We start from the raw sequence: 18,677 nt of genomic DNA on the forward strand, positions 1-18,677 counted from the left end.
TTACCATACAGAAAAACGCGTATTCTCAATCTGGAGAGGGGCATATGATTTCCCTGAACAATGTGCATAAATCCTACGGAAGCTTTACTGCGGTGAAAAATATCAGCTTTGAAGTGGGCCGGAATGAGATTGTGGGCCTGCTGGGGCCCAACGGCGCCGGCAAGACCACCATTATGCGAATCCTTACTTCCTGTCATTACCCCAGCGGCGGTTCCGTGAAGATACGGGGCATGGAAATCCCCGGCGAATCCCGGGAAATTCAGCGCCTCATCGGGTATCTTCCGGAACATGCAGCCGTGTACCCCGAATTAACCGTGGCCGAGCAGCTGGATTTTCATGCCCGTGTCCGGCTTTCAGATTCCCGCCGGATCCGGGAGGGGGTGAGTTTTGCGGTTGAATCCTGCGGGCTGGAAGATGTGTTCCACCGCCGTATTTCCCGCCTGTCCAAGGGGTTCCGACAGCGTGTGGGGATGGCCCAGGCAATTCTCCACGATCCTGATATTCTCATCCTGGATGAACCCACAAGCGGTCTGGATCCGAATCAGATCAGGGATATCCGTGAACTCATCCGCCGTCTGGGCAGGGAAAAGACCATCATTCTTTCCACCCATATAATGCAGGAGGTTGAAGCCCTGTGCAGCCGGGTTCTTATTCTGAACAAGGGATCCATCGCCGCCCAGGGGAGCCCCGAAACCATTGCCGGTAACATGCGAAGCTCCGAAGCATACAGGATCCGCTTCCGGGATATTGACAGCAGGCTTGTCTCCGAACTGGAAAGCTGCGCTGAAGTGGCGAGCCTGAAGCCCGTGAATCCCCCGGAGGGAACAGATTCCTCCGGGATGTATGAGGTGGTGATGACCGGCAAGGCCGGCCAGGGAAATGAGTTTTTGTTTTCATGGGCAGTGGAACACCAGGTTGTTATTCGCGAGCTTACTCCTATCCGGCCCGGTCTGGAGGATCTTTTCAGCAGGCTCACAAAGGAGGAGGAATGAAAAACCCCGTTCAACCGGTCATTTCTCTGGTGCGGAAGGAACTGCGCAGCATGCTCAACGGACCCTCCGCCTATGTTGTTGCCCTGTTCTTTCTGGTATTCAGTTCCGTCTGGTTTCTCAGAATTCATCAGTTTGCCGCCCGGGATTATGCTTCATTCCGGGAGTTCTTCTCTGTGCTTCCGTTCTTCAATATTCTGATGATTCCCCTTCTTACCATGCGCGTATGGGCGGAGGAGTATCGAAGCGGTACCGGTGAAATTCTGTTCACCTTGCCCTTCAGCGGTTTTCAGCTGGTTCTGGGGAAATTTCTGGCAGTGTTACTTCTCTACACAATAATAGTCCTGTTGACCCTTCCCATGCTTCTTATACTCAGTGCTCTGGGCGATTTCGCATACGGACCGCTGTTCACCCAGTACCTTGGATCACTGCTTCTGGGAGCGGCGTCTATCTCCCTGGGGCTGTGGATCTCAAGTCTTACATGGAATCAGGTTTCTGCGGGGTTGATTACCATGGCCTTCCTTCTGATGTTCACCCTGCTGTTTCAGGCCCTCCAGGAGCTGACCGCTACTCCCGATTGGATGGCCGGGTTGTTCCGCTATTTCAGTCTGAATTACCGCATTGACAGTTTCTCCAAGGGTGTTTTGGACAGCCGGGATTTCGGGTTCTTTGTTCTGATGACGGTGCTGTTTCTGTACGCAAACGCCATTGTTATCAGACTCAGGAAATGGAGCTGAATGATGAGATACAGGAATTATCTTTCCATCAGTATTATCCTCACCCTGGTTATCTTTATTCTGCTGGCGCTGATTTTCCAGCAGTTTTATCTTCGGCTGGATCTCAGTCGTGACAGGGTGTTCAGTATCAGCGCATATTCCCGTAATCTGCTGGAAAACCTGGAGGACCGGCTTGATGTAACCTATTACCTTTCTCCGGGGCTGGCATCCCGGGTTCCCGAAATTCAGGAGGTTCACGACCTTCTCAATGAGTTTCAGCGTGTGAGCCGGGGGAAACTTCAGGTCACAGTTATCAATCCCGAAGACATTGATGATGGAAAAGAGGCCAGACCGGAAGATTTTGGAATAGTCCCGCGGGAGCTTCAAATTGTCGAGGGCAGCGAACAGACCTATGCAACGGTATACAGCGGGATCGTCCTGAAATACCGGGACGCCATGGAAGTGATTCCTCTGGCTCTGAATTCGTCGGGGCTTGAATATGAACTAAGCTCAAGGGTTGTGGCCCTGGGCAATGATAGAAAGCCTTCATTGGGGATTGTTTCAGGCGGCACCCATGCCTCTCACCGGGATTATCAGACATTGATTCAATTCCTGGGACAGTATTACAACCTGCAGCTTTATTCCCCCGGAGATGCTCTTCCGCCTTCAATCGACGCTCTGGCGGTGCTTGGATATGCCGGGCTAGATCAGGGGGATCTGTATGCCATCGAACAGCTGATTCTGAGGGGCAAGGGGGTGATCATTGCTGCCGAAGGGACTGCCGTCCACGTGGATGAGAACCTGGCCCTGGAAGATGTGAGCGATCATCCCATGCTGGACATGCTTCAGAGCTACGGCATCAGGATAGAGCCAGGTTGGGTCTTTGATTCACAAAACATGGAGATTCCGGTTCAGCGCCAGGAAGGAAGGGCTGTTGTGAACCGCTACGAAGAGTATCCCCCCTGGCTGCGGTTGTCAGCATCCCAAGTGCACCCCTCCCATCCGGTCACATCACGCTTTCAGGCTCTTGATCTGTTCTGGGCAAGTCCGCTGACAATTACGGGCTCAGAACTGCCGGGCACCGGAACAGCGGGGTCTCAAAACCCCGGTTCTCAAAACCCCGGAGAGGCGCAGATCTCTGTTCTTCTCAGGTCAAGTCCGGATTCTGTATATGTGTCCGATCCGCAAAGTGATCCGGCGTCAGCCGCTGCTCTCATGACGCAGGCAGAGAACAGAAGGGGGGAGTATGTGCTGGCAGCAGAACTCAGCGGTTCGCTTACCTCCCATTTTACAGTTCTCCCGGACATTCTCAGACAGAGGGCTGTGAATTATCCCCGTGCCCTGAGTTCCGCAGATGATGTGAACCTGATTGTTATCGGCGACAGTGATTTTCCCGGAGAGTTATATCAGACCGGCGGCTCAAGCTACAATATTATTTTTATGCAAAATCTTGTGGAATACCTTCTGGGAGATGAAGAGCTGATGAAGCTGCGCACCAGAGGCGGAAGGAACGGGCGTCTGGACGCCCCTTCATCTCCATTGGAGCGCCGTCGGATTCTGGATCTTGCGTATTTCACCGGCATGTTCGCCGCCCCCGGCATTGTGATCCTCTATGGACTGCTGCGCGTTTTCCGGCGAAGAAGAATGGCTCGCAGAGCACCGTATTTTCCGGAATCTTCCGATCCGGGTAGAGGAGAAAACTGAATCATGTCCAGCCCCGAAAAAGCACCCCGAAAAAAACGGTCGGATACTGTGCAGCAGTATGGGAGAAATCTGCTGGTGAAGGCAGCAGTCATACTTCTTCTCCTTCTGATTCTCTTCGCCGGGAATATTCTGCGTAGGGATCGCAGAAACCCCGATCCCGCAGGGGTATCGGACCGTCTGGAATCAAGCATTGACGTGGGGATTCTGGAGATCAGAGGATCCGACGCCGGCACCATACTGCGCATCCGGAAGTCCGAAGGAGGCTGGCTGGTTGAGAATATGACCGCAGGTACAGAGAACAGAGCCCGGGAAGAGCGGATCCGGGCATTCCTGGATGACCTGCTGGGTATGACATATACCCGAACTGTTGCAACCTCCGGCGATTTTTCATCGTACGGCCTCGAATATGACTCCCGTCGGACAAACCGGCGATCCGGATCTCCCGCAGAAGTTATTCTCTTTGATTCCAGAGGAAGGCGAATCGAAACCTTTTTGTTCGGCTTGTATAATCCTGATACTTCCGAGATGTTTTTTCGCTATGCGGAGGATGCCGCCGTCTATGGGGTTTCTCCGGATATGGGGTTTTATCTGGATCAGAGCCCGGAATACTGGGTTGAGATGCGTTTGTGGCAGCCTCTGCGGGATGGGACCACACGAAGGGCTGAACAGTTTTACCGTATCTATGCAGACGGGGACAGCACGGTCTGGACCCGGGAAGGTCGGCTGAATTGGATTGCTGACGACGGAGATATCCCGGAGAGTCCCGAAGCCGTCAGTTCAGCAGCAGATCTTCTTATAAGAATGGAAGCAGAATCTCTGTACTCGGTCCGGGGCGTGGTTCCTGACAATGCCGTATTGCAGTTGAGGGTGGGAGTAACCACCAGGGGATCGGAAATTCTGGAAGCGGCCGTGTATCGTCTGGACACAGCGGGAAGCCGGCATTCTCCCCGCTATCTGGTTGAACCTCTCAGAGGGCCGTGGTTCACTTCCGGGGAGGGAATGCCGCGAATCCTGGAGATGTCAGAACGGGAGTTCGAACGGTTTCTTGCTTTCTGAAACTCTGAAACCGGAATCAGCCTGGAGTTCCGCTGAGATGAGCCCGGTATTTACGGGGATCGGCCTTGAATTGGATGAAACCTCCGTTGCCCGGATTCGCCATGGATGCGGCTCTGATTCCTTCCTTCATCAGCCTGTCTCCGCTCATCAATCTGCCTGAACGGGTTGAAAGTCCGATAAAAACATTCTCAGTATTGATTGATTCAGAATCGCAGACCCGCTGGAATCGTTCGATCTGCTTTACACACTCATCCTGGTTCTGATTCGGCAGAATTATGCCGTAGTAGCCGTTTTGTATGTGAAAAATCAAATCCTCATAGCGGAAACTCTTCAAAAGCTCCTTTTCAAAAAGGGAGAGAGCCTGGGTGTCGGATACCAGCTTTTTGTGGAGTCTGAATACCGCGAAACCGATATCAGACTCGTTTTCCGCAGAACGCTCAATTTCATTATTCAGCCGGAGCTTCATCAGATCCGAAGGCCAGATTTCGTTTTCCCCGGCACTGAAGTCTTTGTCATTTTTCTGTCGATGGCTGCGGGCATTTCCGGATTGCTGATCTGAACGGGCTCTTTCTGAATACTCCGCTGCGCCTGATTTCCCGGCATTCCGCTCCCCGGGTTCCGGGGTCTCCGGCTCCGGAGCACCCTCCTGTACTGTTGCTCCGCTGTACTCAAAACTTTGTTCTTTGCCGTTTCGGTCGATTGAAATGCTGATGAAGAGAAAAATCACGATGAACAGGGCGTAGCCGGAAATCATATATAAAAGGTTTTCTACGATGGGGCGGAGATCCCGGGCTGACAATACCTGATAGATAACGGCGGCTTTCTCTCCGGAATAGCCGGGGATGGGCAGTTCCACCAATTCTTCATATATTCCATTGTAGGTGAAAAGCGGGGTTCCTCTCAGTGAAGCGGGATCTCCCGGCAGCTCCTCCACGTAAGAGGGGGAGACACTCCAAAGTCCGTACAGCCCTCTGTCCGGCGAGTAGATGGCGGCAAGCTTGAGTTTGGAGGTTCCCTGCGGGGACATTAAGCGCTGAAGAATTCTTTCTCTGCTCCCCCCGTCGGCGGCAACTACATCAATATCTCTTTTCATTTGCTCTTCCACACTCTGAATATTATTCAACCGTATGGCGCTGAGCATTATTATAAAAAACGTAAGAATGGTGATGAAAAACAGAATAGTTATACTGGTGAATATCTTATGGAGTCTGGAACTCATAGCATCATTATATGGGAGATTCGTCGAGTTGCAAACTGAATAACACGAAAAACTGAATGTGAATCGATTTTATCTTCATCCCCGAGCATGTGGTACATCAGGGGGAGCAGGGGGGTATACAGTTGCCGGAGCTCGGCATTATTGCTCACCCTGTACTGTTCCTTCATAAATTGGGCACAGTCTTTCTCTGTTAAACGGTTCAACGCCGCGCCATAGTCCCTGAACAGCTTTGTATTTTTCGCAGGGCGGGTGGGATGTTCCTGGGGTCTCGGTTTCAACAGGTAGGAATTCCCGGAGCGCCGGAGTGAACCCAGGCTGCTCATTCCCTGTTCAAATTCTCTCCTGTAGCCTTCGAATCGGGTGCTTAAATACACCCCAGCGTTATGGTCCCGACGATACTCATTCCTGCCGTCACCGGATACCAGCCGGTAAAAATGATGCTCTGCAGGGTTCAGTCTGTGGGCGTGTTCACCTGCCCAGATATGCTGATAACTGTTCCTGGCATATGCCGCTCCCCCGGGGTAGCTGAAATCCAACCCGTAAAAGCGCACCTCTGCTGCACCCATGGCCAGTGCTGCAGCTCCTGCGCTTCCTCCCACCTGGGTAAAATGAAAAGGAAGGTGGAGATTCGGAGCATCCCTGAACAAACCGCTGTGGGCCAGGGGATGAGCCGTGGAAATGAACGAGGATCTCCCGGCGTACATCCTCAAAATTGCCGGGTGAACTCCCGGATCGCAGAGCAGAAGACCGCCCGTTCCGGGGATGTGGTGCAGCAGGCTGAAAAACTGGGGGTCTGTGGATACCACTGCGTCAGGGGCCAACCCCCGGGCAATCATGGAAGGCAAGGCAGAGTCCGCCGCAATGACCACCGGGGTACCCGGCCGCTCCTTCCCGGACTTCTGACCCGACTTCTGCCCGGATTCATTTGGAATCGGCGGTGACCCGGCCGATGGAGATACAGACTGCCGGGATGATGCGGGTCCCGACTCCTGAATTACCTCTCCTGATTCGTGCTGATCAAGATAATCATCCAGTCCGGGACCGGCACCCAGAACTGTTACCGACCTGCCTGCCACACGGGTGCGCAGCTTTTCCAGGGAGAGCTCATGGTTTGAGTCCTGTTCCTTCTCAAGTGTTCTCTGAACTTCGGCGGCATTGTATGATGAATTTCGCAGCATGTTCAGGAACCACATTTTCCCAAACCGTTTCTGGGTAAAATAATCAGAGTGGAGCTGGTCGAGACTCTCCTGTATGCGCTCTCTGATTGCTCCAAAGAGGTCAGGCAGAAGACGTTCCACAGGCGGGTGGCCGTATACGTCCAGCCGCGGGTGAAAGAGAGGGCGGTAGCTGTTTTTCAGCAGCAGGTCCATCTGATGGAAAAAGCCTTCACCAGGCGGATCCTCACGGTTCTCCGCCGCACATATCAGCACATCCCTGCGTTGCAGGATTTCCTCCCGCATCGGGCGGGCCTTATCGTCAAGGTAGATGGCACTGTCAGGGATTATGAGCAGGATAAGCCGCTGGGGTGACGGGGGCGGTATGTGATGCAGGCCTGCACCACCGATGATGATCAGATAATTGCACTCCTTATACTGACGGCTCACCCGTTCGGCCTCCCTCAGCGGATCTCTCATGGAATGCAGTGCAATGAACGTATCACCCCTTTGAACCCCGGGAACCGGATAACCGTTCCTGGAAGTTTTCCATTGATGGATTATCCGACGTGGGGATTGATAGGAAGAGTAATCTGAAGCTTTGTCCCCGTTATTCATCCGGCTCCCCTTTGGGCATTGCTTTGCCGTTTTCGACGTTCTCACTATTCCTTTCGTTTTTCCGTTGTGCCTTAAAATCGTTCTCCAACACCCTGGCAATGCATTCCTCTTCATCCTCTCCTGACAGCCAGCGGCCATGTGCGTGTTTCAGTGCAATTCCCCGGGAATATACAAGACGCTGAACGATTATCCAGGAATTATCCTCTTCCTCCGATTCCGGATGGCGGGAACCGGTCTGTGATGGGAGGCGGGAATCGAGCCTGGAATGATATCGGGAAAACAGCCGGCTACACTCCGCCGCCGATGGAGGGGGGTAAATCCCGCAGCCTTCGACAGGGGATGCACCGGCCGAGGGCGCACCGGGGGAGGGTGCACTAACAGAGTCATCTTTCCCTGAGTCAGGGAAGGGGGGGCTCGTTTCAAGTATTTTCCAGGCATCAGCAGCTGAGATACCTTCCCGGGGATCCAGCTGCTTTCCGCTCAACCTGAGCCTGTAGACGCCGGGTATCGCTGACACATGTGCCTGAAACCACCTGGCGTACATATCAAGCTGATCTCCCATACTGCGTCGAAACATCTCTGTTTCCAGGGGAGAGGTACGGCAGGTTCTGGAAGATATGAACTCATCGAAGCTGTGGGGCCTGCAGTGACTTCGCCCTCTGGAACGTGCGAAGTCCGCCCCGATAACTATACAGTTTCCCCGGTAGCGGGCTCTGATCAAATCAAGTGCGGTGAACAGCACCGATCCCCGCTCAGGACTGGTTTCCAGGGCGCAGCCGTCCATCTCAAAGGGCATCTTCAGGGAAAAGAGCGCAATTTTACCGTGAAACAATGAATGAAGCCGTTCAGGCATTGCGGCACTCAGAGAAATGCGGATCAAGTCCGCTGATGCTGCATATCTCAGATGCACCCCCGCCCAGTAGCCTCCGTCTATGCTCACCACAGAATCCACCGGGATCTCCCAGTAATTCAGGGCTCTCAGAGCCGACGGAAGAGCCCATATTTCCGGCCGGGAGGAAGAATTGCCGGACGGGGACAGTTCATGCAGATGCTTCTTCAAAAGAGGCAGAACTTCTTCAAGACTTGGACCTGAAGCGCAAAGAATTACCCCTCTGTGTTGCCCGGACCGGGACTTTTGCATAGGTCGTCCCGGTGGTGCACCTCCGCTATTTGCAGAGGAAAGCCGTGCCAGATTTTTTCGGTAATTGCGGATCCAAAGAGGACCGAAAAACATTTTGGTCTGAAGCTGCTTCTGGGATGATGCCATGATTTCCTGTATTCCTGATAATAATGCATCATTTCCAGGCACATTCCGGGCTCCGGGCCAGGGGATTACAAGGGAATTCATGATCCGAAGGTCAGAAAAAAGAGACTCTAGAAAAGTTTCCTCCTCCGCAGTAAATGTCTGGGAGGTCGAAACTGTGAGCTCCCGGGGGGACGAAACAGAAAACACCGTACCGGTAAACTGCTTCAGCAGATCCGGAGATTGTTCGCGGATGGTATGAAGCAGCCTGGGATCGCTGTATATTCCGTAGATATCAGCATGGGGATAGTAGTTGAGAATTTCCTGTGCAATATATCCCAATCCGGGATTTACACAGAGAACATGAATGGGGCGGCTGCCGTGGACACGCTTTGATATGCCAGAGTTTTGAATTACATTTTGAGCAACCCGTGACGCTTCTTTTCTGGGATTGCGGCGACTGTGCAGATAACCGGAGTCACTTTGGATGGAAAAGTCCCCGCTTTGAAGGGGAATTACCCTGTAGAATGCCACGGCTTTACTCAGGACTGCCGGGTTATATGCCGGAGTATTTGACCAACTTCCCGGGGTTGAAACTCCACAAACTGTATTCCCGGAAGTTCTGTGGAAAAAGCCTGTTGAATGGAAAATTCCAGCTGCTCCTTAATGAGCTGAGGATCAATATCCTCAATATCGCTGAACAATATGTAGATATAATCTGAATCCGATGTAACCGCTCCGTCTTCCTGAACGATGCTGCCGATAACCCTCATCACATCCAAAGCAACCCGCTTTCTCAGCGCATCAGGTGAAGCCTGAATGAGGTTGTTTAATATCTGTTCCAGCTGAAGTCCGAGAATCAGAGAGCTGTCATTTTCTACGGCATCCTGAAGAAGCTTCGGAAATTCATTCATACTTACAATAAAACGGGGGCTGATGTTGTTCAGCAGAATGGTTCGGCTGTTTTGAAGCATTTTCCCCAGGCCTTCTGCAAGGGTGGTGCTGATTATCAAGAGAGTTTCATCATTCAGTGAGAACAACGGAGTTTTAAATAGAATGCACAGTCCGTTTTCCGCCTTTCCCATTGGAATGATCACCAGTTCTTCCAGCAGTTCGGCCTCCCGGATAGATAGATGCCGCTTCCACAGTTCAAGAAGCTGCGGATCCCGGATTCTCCCCGGAGATGCCATGGTTTTCAGATCAGACGATTCGATCCTGAGTTTCTGGAGGCTGTCAAAAGTGAGTCCGCTGGCAGAGTAGGGGATAAGGGTATCTTCGGCATGATCCTGGAGTAAAAGGGCTCCCTGTTGTATTCCCAGGAAATCACGTAAAATTCCCCACGCCATATATGGAGCTTCAAACCCCCGGGGAATGCTCCCCAGTCCGGCCAGAACCTGAGGAATCAGCAGGCCTGCCCGTGGGGCAAACTCATCTGATTCATCCTCTGCCGCATCGCCGGGGGATTCGGTCTCCGCTGTTTTTTCGGATTGAAATGACCCGTAATGTTCAGGTTCTGATTTTTCCGTTTCCGGTACTGACTGAAAATCCTCTTTGACCCCATCCTCTGCACGCTGCTTATCCTGGAGAAAATCCTTCAGGTCATTCACATCCTCGTCGGGGAAGGACTCAGGTTCTTCGTCATCGGGGATTTCATCGGAGAGATGTATCTCTGTGATTTGATCAAGATCATCATCGAAGGGTTGCTCATCGGGTATAAGAATATCAGCCGGATCACCCGCGGGGGCAACTTCCCCGGGCTGATCAGAGAACTGAACTTCCTCAAACAGATCCTCTTCCTCGTTTATGTCAGGGGTGCTGCCGTCAATTATCGGCTGTGATGAAATCTCTGAAGCTGCGGGAGAAGATTCATGGGGGCTGCGCTCCCTGAGTTCCCGGGCCTTTTGGAGAAGCCCACCCCGATGTTCGGAGTGAGCAGTTTTATTCTGATATTCCTTAACTCTGGCAAGAAGCCCCATGGATTAGAGTCCCAGATCTTCGAACAGTTTTTGGTAGGTTGCAAAATGCTCGGACTGAGCAAACTCTTCAATTTTTTCTTCCGGCAGGTTTTCCAGCAGTGAATCCATGTACGTAAGTACGGCCTTCAGCTCCTGTTTTAACTCGGTGGTAAGCTGATGCTCATCGGGCTGCACCGGCTCAGGGGCATTTTCATCAGCTTGATCAATATCCAGGGCTTCCGGTTCACTGAATTCATCCGAAACTGTTCCAGCGTCCTCGATTTCTTCCAGATTAAGCTCCTCAACGGGCTCATCTTCGGAGAGGTCCAGATCCATGTGTGATTCAGGTTCTTCCTCACCCATGAGCATTGCTTCTTCATCAGCACTCAACCCTTCTTCAGCTCCTGATTCCTCTGCTTCAGCTTCCGCAATAGAATCAGAATAATCGGAAAAGTCATCTTCAATATCAGTATCATCCACGCCGTCGGCTTCAATTTCCCCGTCAACAGGACTTTCTTCCTCACCGATTTCCGGGATTTCCAGCTCCATGTCCTCCAGTTCATCACCGGTGTAGAGCTGAATGTCGTCACTGTCATCCTTCAGATCGTCGATGCCTGCCAGTTCTTCTTCGATATCCAGCTCTGCCATTGCCTGGAGTTCATCGTCGCTTCCGCCGAAGGGATCTTCTTCTTCGCCCTCTATAGATATTTCTGTGACCTTATTATTATCCTGGGAGCTGTCTTCAAAGGCTGTCTGGCTGTAATCTTCGTCCGGTGAAGCTGTTGCCTGTCCGCTTTCCTCTGTGAACTCGGCGGTGTTGAGAATATTATCCAATTCATCGCCGGTGAGTGCTATGGTTTCATCCTCATCCTCGCCTGCGAAAAAACCACCGTGCAGTTCCTCATCCGACGGAATTTGAGCAGTCGGAGATTCTTCGGTTTCTTTGGCTTCATCACCTGGAGTAGTCGAGGCGGCTGCTGCTGCTGCTGCCCCTGCAGCGGCGCCGGCAACGGCTCCTCCGCTTCGCAGGCGGTGAAGTTCCGCCCTCAGGTCGGTGAGTTCTGTTTTAATGGCCGAAAGCTCGCTTTCGATACTTGCCAGCACCTGGTTTTCGTTACCGCCTTCCTCGGCTTCCTGGCTGTTGCGGATGGCCTCATCCACCATTGAAGTTTCCGTGGCTTCGGATTCCTCCGGCTCTGATAGGCTGTCGGAGAATGCCGCTACGTCATCAAAATCCTCTCCTTCATCGGAGGAGGAATCCTCGGAATCAATCTCCAGTTCATCAAGATCTTCGGAATAATCACTGTCGGGGAGGTCTTCAATGCTTACCACATCATCTTCTGCACCCGGAAGAGAAGAGTCTTCCAGTTCGTCTTCCGTTGAGCCGGTATAGTCGACATCAGAATCATTTCCAGGGGTATCATCCAGAGAGAATGCTTCATCATCCGCCCCGGAAAAATCCAGGAGTTCTTCGTCAAGATCAATGTCTATGTCATCTGATTCAACTTCGCTGCCCAGAAGATCTTCGTCATCATCCAGCTCGAGAAAGTCTTCATCCTGCTCCGGCGCGTTGAATGCTTCAATGGAATCCGCATCACCTGCGCTGCTGCTCTCGGAGTCCATGTCGAAAGAAAGGTCTTCTTCATCCAGTGAAAACTCTTCGTGTGTCTGCTCTTCGGCGGTCTGGTCTTCAGTCGGCTGGTCTTCAGTCGGCTGGTCTTCAGTCGGCTGGGTTTTATCCATGAACTCATCCAGACTGATTTCCTGAAGCACATCATCAGATCCGTCGTCTTCCAGTTCATCCATTGGTTCCAGATCTCCGGGAAGCGCTTCGTCGCCATTACCCACATCCAAATCCGATTCTCCACCGCCGTGTTGAGGTTCCTCGTTTTCATGGGTTCCGGATTGCTGTTCGTCATTGGAATCGGGTATTGAGATTTCGTCATCAAGTTCGGGAATGGTTATGTCATCGAGGTCATCATCAAGATCCGGTATTACGATATCGTCCAGGGTTTCCTCTTCTTCAAAAGCAACATCATCCCGCTGTTCATCAAGGTCAAGTTTCATCTCATCTTCTTCAAGATAGATGGTTTGATCTTCTTCATCTTCATCAGACAGGCTCAGGCTGATCTCTTCTTCCAGCCCTTCAAGGTCATTCAGTGCATCGTCCAGAGCCTGTGATTCACTTTCGCTGAGAGATTCTTCCGCTGTACCGTTATCTCCGGATACCTGAATGTCCGGTTTTACGGGAATATCATCTGAATCGTCATCGATGGCAAAATCGGGATCATCATCCAGGCTGAAGCTGTCGTCTTCTGTGTAGTCTCCGGACTCTTCCAGGGCACCCAGCAGATCTTCTTCATCGGGACTGAGGTCCGCGGGAGATTCATCCGCTTCACCTGAAGTGTCCGGGGCATTGGAGCTTTCTTCCTGAAGATCCTGCAGCTGGGCATCCGAAGGCTCATCCTCCACATCCTCAGGACCGGCTTTTACAAATACACCATACTCATTGAGTTCATCATCGAGATCATCTAATTCATCAAGTTCCAGGTCCATATCCATGTCCTGAGCGTTATTTTCATCAGCCATCGGCGATCTCCTGGTCGTTCGATCGGTAGTAGTCTAGCAAAAGTATCGGCCGAACCGATTAAAAAGTTATACCTAATTTAAATCTACAGCATGGACCATTGGCTGTCAATGTTGGAGATACGAAGGGTATAGAAGCCTCAAGATTTCAGTGCCGACGACCGTTAATTGAAAGGTATGAAAATGCTCCGGATACTTACATCCCTGTTCAGCGGCATTGTCGCCTATCTGCTTCTCTTACTGATGTACGGTCCCCACAGTCAGGCCAATTATCAGGAACTGGATCAATTCCGCCAGTCCCTTGAGACCAATATAGCTCAAGTCAGGGAAAAAGGGGAGTATCTGGAGGCATATTATTATCAGCTCCGGGACCAGGAAGACGCCCTTATCCGGGAGGCCCACCGCATAGGTCTGCTGTTTCAGAACGAAAGGATGATGCGTCTCAGGAATGCCCCCCGGGAACTTCCGGCAATGAGCCCTGGTCAGACACTCGTATATTACAAACCCTCTCACAGCAGGCGAATCGGAGTTATCCGCGCCATTTCGGCGGCGGTAAGCGTATTGGTTTTGATTATTATGCTGTTTATTCCGCTGTACCCCCCGGAGAAGGGGCAAAAAAACAGCCCCGGCACCGGGGCTCCGGTATCACAACCCGGGACAGTGGGCAGCGATTTTGATATGAGTCATTCGATGCGGATCCATCTGGCGGCACGTGAGTAGGTGTTGTCCACCCTGCTGATTTGACCGTCCTCAATGAAAAAATACGATGTAAACTTCTCCCCGATGAGATTGTCGCCGTTGCTGCTCAGACGGAACTCCCAGCTCATGGGGCGGGCGAGATCCACAATCTGAGATGCGATGGAATAGGGGAACAGCGGCAGATACAGCTTGGGAGCATTGGGTTCATCCTGACGGATTCTCACTTTCTCTTCCTCAATAACTACCCTCAGCCGCATACTGTCATCTCCCGCCAACTCGGCGTAGGCGGTGCCGTCGCTCTCGATAATTACATTCCCGATTCCCGTGTCCCCTTCCCAGGTTCCGCTGATTCCATTCATTGTGGGTCTGCGCCACTCCTGGTCGGAGCCTGACTGGGACTGCACGCCCCGGGCTATTCCCGTTGATGATTCCGGTTCATCTTCAAAGCCGAAGAGGCTTCGTACACCCCGCCGTACGCCGGCCACAGCCTCCTCAAAGCCCGGAAAGTCAGAGGAGTCCGCCAGAAGCAGTTCTCCGCTGGTTCGGCTGTAAATATGGAGATCAAGATAGATCCGTTCACCGATTCTGTTGATTTCTCCGATGATCACCCCCCGGGACTGGGGCGGCGCTGCGTCGGGGTAACTCTGCATGAATCCGCCGGCGTTCTCGCCGAAGGGAAATGATTCGGCAAATCGGGAGGTGTCGTCAATGGGGATGATCCGGTAGTTCTCAGCCCGTCCGATTTCCAGCAGATGGCTGGTAATTCTGTTTTCCAGAACGGTGATCTCTTCGGGGCTGAAATCAGACTGATCGCTGAGCAGACCTGCAAAGGCGAAACTGATGCGCGAACGGGGAATTTGTGCGGCAATCGTCTCAGGAAGGATCAATCCGCTGAGAAAAATGAGGCTCACTGTGCATAAAAGGGCTTTCCTCATAAAATAACTCTACTCCCCGCAGTGGGAAAAATCCAGATTTCGCATATTCTAATCAGAGCATCAGTTGCGTACCCTGCGAACCTCATAATAATACCGTTTTTCTTCGGCATCGCCCATACTGAATGCTTTCCGGGGCAATGCTCCGTGCTGAACCACGTAGGAGAAAAGCTCCTCCCGGGGTATCACATTGAAAAACACGGCGATTCGATCCGGGGATGCCTCACAAATGGATTTGCTGTGATCCCATCCGTGTATAAAATCGATCTTCCCGCCCTCGAGCCGGTCTTCAATGGTATGAAAGGCCCTGTCAGCCACAGCCGGAGCCAGTTCACTCAGGGGATTGGACACATGGTACCAGTTTCCGTCGTGGTAGGCTACTGCATCGTTCTGATGCGCCTGCAGGATTTCCTTTGCCTCTTTTTCGGAATCCAGTCGTACTGTTGCTGAACCGGTCTCGGATTCCAGGGCCTGGAAATAGGCCTCGGCATCGGTATGAAAGAGACAACGGTGAATGGGTTCAAAGCGGAGCCCGGGACTGTAGATGTTCACCAGTTCTGCCAGCGCATACCGTGACGGATGGTCTTCGATATCCTGAAAACTGCCGCCGTTTTCCAGATGCTCTTTTTTCAGCGCCTCCCACACGGCTTTTGCAGTGGCAAGGCTGTGATTTCCGTCGCCCATGGCAAAGGGAAGGGGATTGTCGCTGCCGTACAGGCGGCGGCTGGTTTCTCTCTCCCCAAGGGGTTCCAGGCGGCTGAGAATATCATTTATGATATGCGGTTGATCGATCCAGTATCCGCTGAGATGTCCTCCGTCAAGCATCAGCGGAGTATCGTAAATACATTCCAGATCATCTGTGCGCTCTTTTAAGCCCTCGATGATGGATGCGCTTCTGTCATCAATGAGAATCATGATATGGGGAAGTTCCAGGGGAGCCTGTTTCCGGATTTTGATTCTTGGGGGAAGGCGGTCGAGAATCGTGCCCTCCGTAGCCCGGATGGGGCTGGTACTATCCGCCGAGTAATCGTACTTCTCCAGATCCACTGCAAGGACCAGTCCTTCACGCAAACCGGAGGCTTCAGTGTGCCGTTGAACATACACCCATCCCCGGCCCTTGCTTTTGAGAACGCCTTCGTCCAAATACCGTTTCATGGCTGAATGAATATCTGAAATTCGTTCATCTCCCCGGTCATCTTCCAGATATACTTCGGGATAGACCAAATCAAGGGTGCTTGGGCTTTTCCCCCGGTATTCCTCAACTCTTTTCCAGTATTCCGGGTCGGAGGTGTGCTGATCACAGGCAATGACCGCCCATTTATCCTGGGGGATATCCTCTCTGGGAAGGAGGATTTCCGGTACCTGTAAGCCGAGCTTTTCCAGTGCAGATGTATTAATGTTCATGTGGCCGCCTTGTTAAAATTATACCTTGCTGAAGCATATTCAGTTTACCCCACATCTTCAAGGGGAGGGCCGGAACAACGGAAGGAACAACGGAGGGAACCGGAGATGTAAGATTTTCCTTGCGCCCTGTACAGATCCCTCTCTATAATTCAGGCTATGATTTCCGGACCCTGTTCAGCCATTCATCTTGATGTGCAGCCCCTTGCGCCGACTCCTGAGCTTTTTCTGCGGACTGTCCGGCGGATACTGGACAGCCCCGATTTGGAACATGGAAACTATGTATCACTTCATCTGACTCCCGTATTTCCGTTTCAGGATAGAGGTGACGGGCTTGCCTATGATGAAAAGGTTTTTTCCCAGCTGTTCAGCGGCGGGGACCGGATTGCCGTACGAATTTATCTTGATCACCCCTTCTGGATTCCTGGAAAGCAGGACTGGCGTCTGGGGCTTGATGAACGTGGGGAGGATGCCTTTCCCTTTTTATCCGCACGGCTGAGCGAAACGATTTCCGACTTTCTCAGTCTCTCAGGCGCAGGAATCAGGGCAGTGGAGCTGGTATCCGATTTACCTGTTTCTATCCGTTACAGGATCGAAGAGCGGCTTTATGAAGATCTCTCCGGTTCACAGCTTGAGATCTTCTGGCTTGCGCCGGCAGCCATGAAGAACAAGGGCGGCAACCAGGACCGGGACAGAGATACAAACTGCCTGATCCCCATACTTCCAGGCAGGCTCTGGCTTGAACAGCTGCATGATATGAGACTTACGCATATGTTTCCGGACGAGTTTCAACATGTCTTACCTGAATCACAGTATCCGGATTTCCCCGGTCTCCGCTCGGCCTGGGAGAACTGGACGTCTTCCATACCCGGAGGGCTGTTCCAGGACTCGGCGGCACTTATCAACAGTCTCCAGAGGGGATCTGCCCGGGATCTCTGGCCGTTTTCAAGCATGCAATCACAGGTTCAATCAAAAAACAGTGATGGAGTACTGGAAGGCAGCTACCAAAACCTTGAAGAGGAGCTGAACCGTTCTCTCAAGCCTCTCATAGAAGAGGCCTGGTATGGACGGTTCATGATGACCATGGATCTGGTTCAACGGAGAATGCTCCAGGCTCAGGAACTGGGCTGAACTTCCTTTCTCACAATAAAACCCTCATCGATTTCTGCAGAGCTTTCGATTTCGTAATACTTACCGTGATCTGCCTGATCCACCTTCTCGCCGTTCTGGTTGTAGATAATGAAGTCACGGTCCTGGATAAATAAAACGTCAGGTCCGATGTACTCAAGAATATCGTTGTTGCGGATCTGGTTTTTCACATGCAGAATATGCCGACCGGGACTAATTTCCCCGCCTATGGTTCCGAGAAACATGTGGCTGCGGGCATAGCTTATCTCATTGGGTTGGCTGATTTCCCCGGTTCCGAAGTAAAATCCGGTGGAGAATTCCCGGTGACTCACCTTGTACAACTCATCTTTATAGGGGCGTGTGTCTTCGGGAGAGGTGAGTCCGGGGTCTCTTCCGCTCACACGGTCAATCTCTTTCCGGTACGCCCGGGTCACCATTGCGGCATAATAGAGGGATTTCATCCTGCCTTCAATTTTTACACTGTCCACACCGGCGTCGTAGAGCTCCTGCATGTGATCAATCATGCAGATATCTTTGCTGGACATGATGGTCGTATAACCATCTCCCTCCATTACCGGATAGTATTCGCCGGGCCGTTTTTTCTCTTCCAAAGCCATGGAGCCCTCTGCCAAAGCCGGTGAGCGGTCTTCCATCAAGCGGTAATTCCATCGGCAGCTGTGGCTGCAGTCTCCCTGATTTGCCGAACGGTCGGACATCCAGCTGCTGAGAAAACACCTCCCCGAATATGCCAGGCACATCGCCCCATGTATGAATGTTTCAATTTCCAGTTCGGGAACCGCTTTTTTCAGCTGAGCTATCTCTTCCAGGCTCAGCTCTCTCCCGGGAATGATCCTGGAGAATCCCATATCCGCATAGAGTTTTGCAGCATCGCTGTTGATGCAGTTGGCCTGGGTTGAAAGATGGTACTCCATTCCGGGGAAAGTGCGCTTGAGAAGGGGGAGGGCGCCGATATCAGAAATAATGAATGCATCGAAAGGATATTCGGTGAAAACTTCCAGATTTCGTTCCAGGTCCGCCAGGTCTTTATCGTGAAAGTAGATGTTTAAGGCGGCGTAGAGTTTCCGCCCGCCTTTTATTTCCTCAATCCGTCTGCCGTCTCCGCCTCCGAAATTTTCCGCCCGAGACCTGAGGCTGAAATTTCCGATACCTATGTAGGCGGCATCCGCACCGTAGCGGTACACCGTTTCCAGTTTTTCTATATTCCCCGCAGGGGCAAGCAATTCCATTGCAGCTATGTATCACAGGGGGGAGCGGAG

The 18,677-nt window shown here is 52.1% G+C and carries 14 protein-coding genes; 6 read left to right on the top strand and 8 right to left on the bottom strand.

What is annotated here, in order from left to right:
- The first annotated feature begins 44 nt into the window (after positions 1 to 44).
- Genes L21SP2_RS07620 through L21SP2_RS07635 form a run of 4 tightly spaced genes read left to right on the top strand, consistent with a single transcriptional unit; the run spans position 45 to position 4,465 of the window.
- Entirely contained in the window at positions 45 to 992 is a 948-nt protein-coding gene (locus tag L21SP2_RS07620; RefSeq protein ID WP_024267923.1) for an ABC transporter ATP-binding protein, read from the top strand.
- Positions 989 to 1,726, top strand: coding sequence for an ABC transporter permease (locus tag L21SP2_RS07625; protein WP_024267924.1), 738 nt, complete (start codon positions 989 to 991; stop codon positions 1,724 to 1,726). The genes L21SP2_RS07620 and L21SP2_RS07625 overlap by 4 nt, the downstream gene beginning before the upstream one ends.
- A complete protein-coding gene (locus L21SP2_RS07630; RefSeq protein WP_024267925.1) occupies positions 1,727 to 3,409 on the top strand; it encodes a GldG family protein in 1,683 nt (560 codons plus the stop codon). It abuts the gene before it with no gap.
- A gap of 3 nt (positions 3,410 to 3,412) precedes the next feature.
- Complete coding sequence (locus tag L21SP2_RS07635; RefSeq protein ID WP_024267926.1) at positions 3,413 to 4,465, top strand: DUF4340 domain-containing protein; 1,053 nt, start codon at positions 3,413 to 3,415, stop codon at positions 4,463 to 4,465.
- A 16-nt stretch (positions 4,466 to 4,481) separates the two neighbouring features.
- On the opposite strand, the gene L21SP2_RS07640 is transcribed toward L21SP2_RS07635, so the two are convergent.
- From L21SP2_RS07640 to L21SP2_RS07660, 5 genes are read right to left on the bottom strand one after another with little or no spacing between them, the layout of a single operon-like run.
- A complete protein-coding gene (locus L21SP2_RS07640) occupies positions 4,482 to 5,684 on the bottom strand; it encodes a nucleotidyl cyclase domain-containing protein (RefSeq protein WP_024267927.1) in 1,203 nt (400 codons plus the stop codon).
- On the bottom strand, positions 5,681 to 7,456 hold the full coding sequence (locus tag L21SP2_RS07645; protein WP_041401344.1) for a 6-hydroxymethylpterin diphosphokinase MptE-like protein: 1,776 nt from the start codon (positions 7,454 to 7,456) through the stop codon (positions 5,681 to 5,683). Before L21SP2_RS07645 ends, L21SP2_RS07640 begins: the two co-directional genes overlap by 4 nt.
- Positions 7,449 to 9,233: a motility associated factor glycosyltransferase family protein gene (locus tag L21SP2_RS18575; RefSeq protein ID WP_024267929.1), complete on the bottom strand. Its 1,785-nt coding sequence runs from the start codon at positions 9,231 to 9,233 to the stop codon at positions 7,449 to 7,451. Before L21SP2_RS18575 ends, L21SP2_RS07645 begins: the two co-directional genes overlap by 8 nt.
- 8 nt (positions 9,234 to 9,241) lie before the next feature.
- Positions 9,242 to 10,675, bottom strand: coding sequence for a hypothetical protein (locus tag L21SP2_RS07655; RefSeq protein ID WP_024267930.1), 1,434 nt, complete (start codon positions 10,673 to 10,675; stop codon positions 9,242 to 9,244).
- Between the two features lie 3 nt (positions 10,676 to 10,678).
- Positions 10,679 to 13,243: a midas domain-containing protein gene (locus L21SP2_RS07660; RefSeq protein ID WP_024267931.1), complete on the bottom strand. Its 2,565-nt coding sequence runs from the start codon at positions 13,241 to 13,243 to the stop codon at positions 10,679 to 10,681.
- Positions 13,244 to 13,423: 180 nt separating this feature from the next.
- Here L21SP2_RS07660 and L21SP2_RS07665 point away from each other — a divergent pair, with 180 nt between their 5' ends.
- Positions 13,424 to 13,960 (top strand): FtsB family cell division protein, encoded by a 537-nt coding sequence (locus L21SP2_RS07665; protein ID WP_041401346.1) that lies wholly within the window; start codon positions 13,424 to 13,426, stop codon positions 13,958 to 13,960.
- Here the strand turns inward: L21SP2_RS07665 and L21SP2_RS07670 are convergent.
- Both L21SP2_RS07670 and L21SP2_RS07675 read right to left on the bottom strand, forming a co-directional pair.
- On the bottom strand, positions 13,924 to 14,874 hold the full coding sequence (locus tag L21SP2_RS07670) for a TP0183 family DNA metabolism protein (protein ID WP_024267933.1): 951 nt from the start codon (positions 14,872 to 14,874) through the stop codon (positions 13,924 to 13,926). The two genes, L21SP2_RS07665 and L21SP2_RS07670, sit on opposite strands and share 37 nt — an antisense overlap.
- Before the next feature lie 60 nt (positions 14,875 to 14,934).
- Positions 14,935 to 16,275 carry a DUF1015 domain-containing protein gene (locus L21SP2_RS07675; RefSeq protein ID WP_024267934.1) on the bottom strand — a complete coding sequence of 447 codons (1,341 nt, stop codon included), beginning with the start codon at positions 16,273 to 16,275 and terminating at the stop codon, positions 14,935 to 14,937.
- Positions 16,276 to 16,431: 156 nt separating this feature from the next.
- Here L21SP2_RS07675 and L21SP2_RS07680 point away from each other — a divergent pair, with 156 nt between their 5' ends.
- Positions 16,432 to 17,403, top strand: a complete 972-nt coding sequence (locus L21SP2_RS07680; RefSeq protein WP_024267935.1) for a hypothetical protein — start codon at positions 16,432 to 16,434, stop codon at positions 17,401 to 17,403.
- Here the strand turns inward: L21SP2_RS07680 and L21SP2_RS07685 are convergent.
- Positions 17,388 to 18,647, bottom strand: a complete 1,260-nt coding sequence (locus tag L21SP2_RS07685; RefSeq protein WP_024267936.1) for a peptidase U32 family protein — start codon at positions 18,645 to 18,647, stop codon at positions 17,388 to 17,390. The genes L21SP2_RS07680 and L21SP2_RS07685 overlap by 16 nt on opposite strands.
- Between the last annotated feature and the right edge of the window lie 30 nt (positions 18,648 to 18,677).

The sequence above is a fragment of the Salinispira pacifica genome, from assembly GCF_000507245.1.
GTDB classification, from domain to species: Bacteria; Spirochaetota; Spirochaetia; order DSM-27196; family Salinispiraceae; genus Salinispira; species Salinispira pacifica.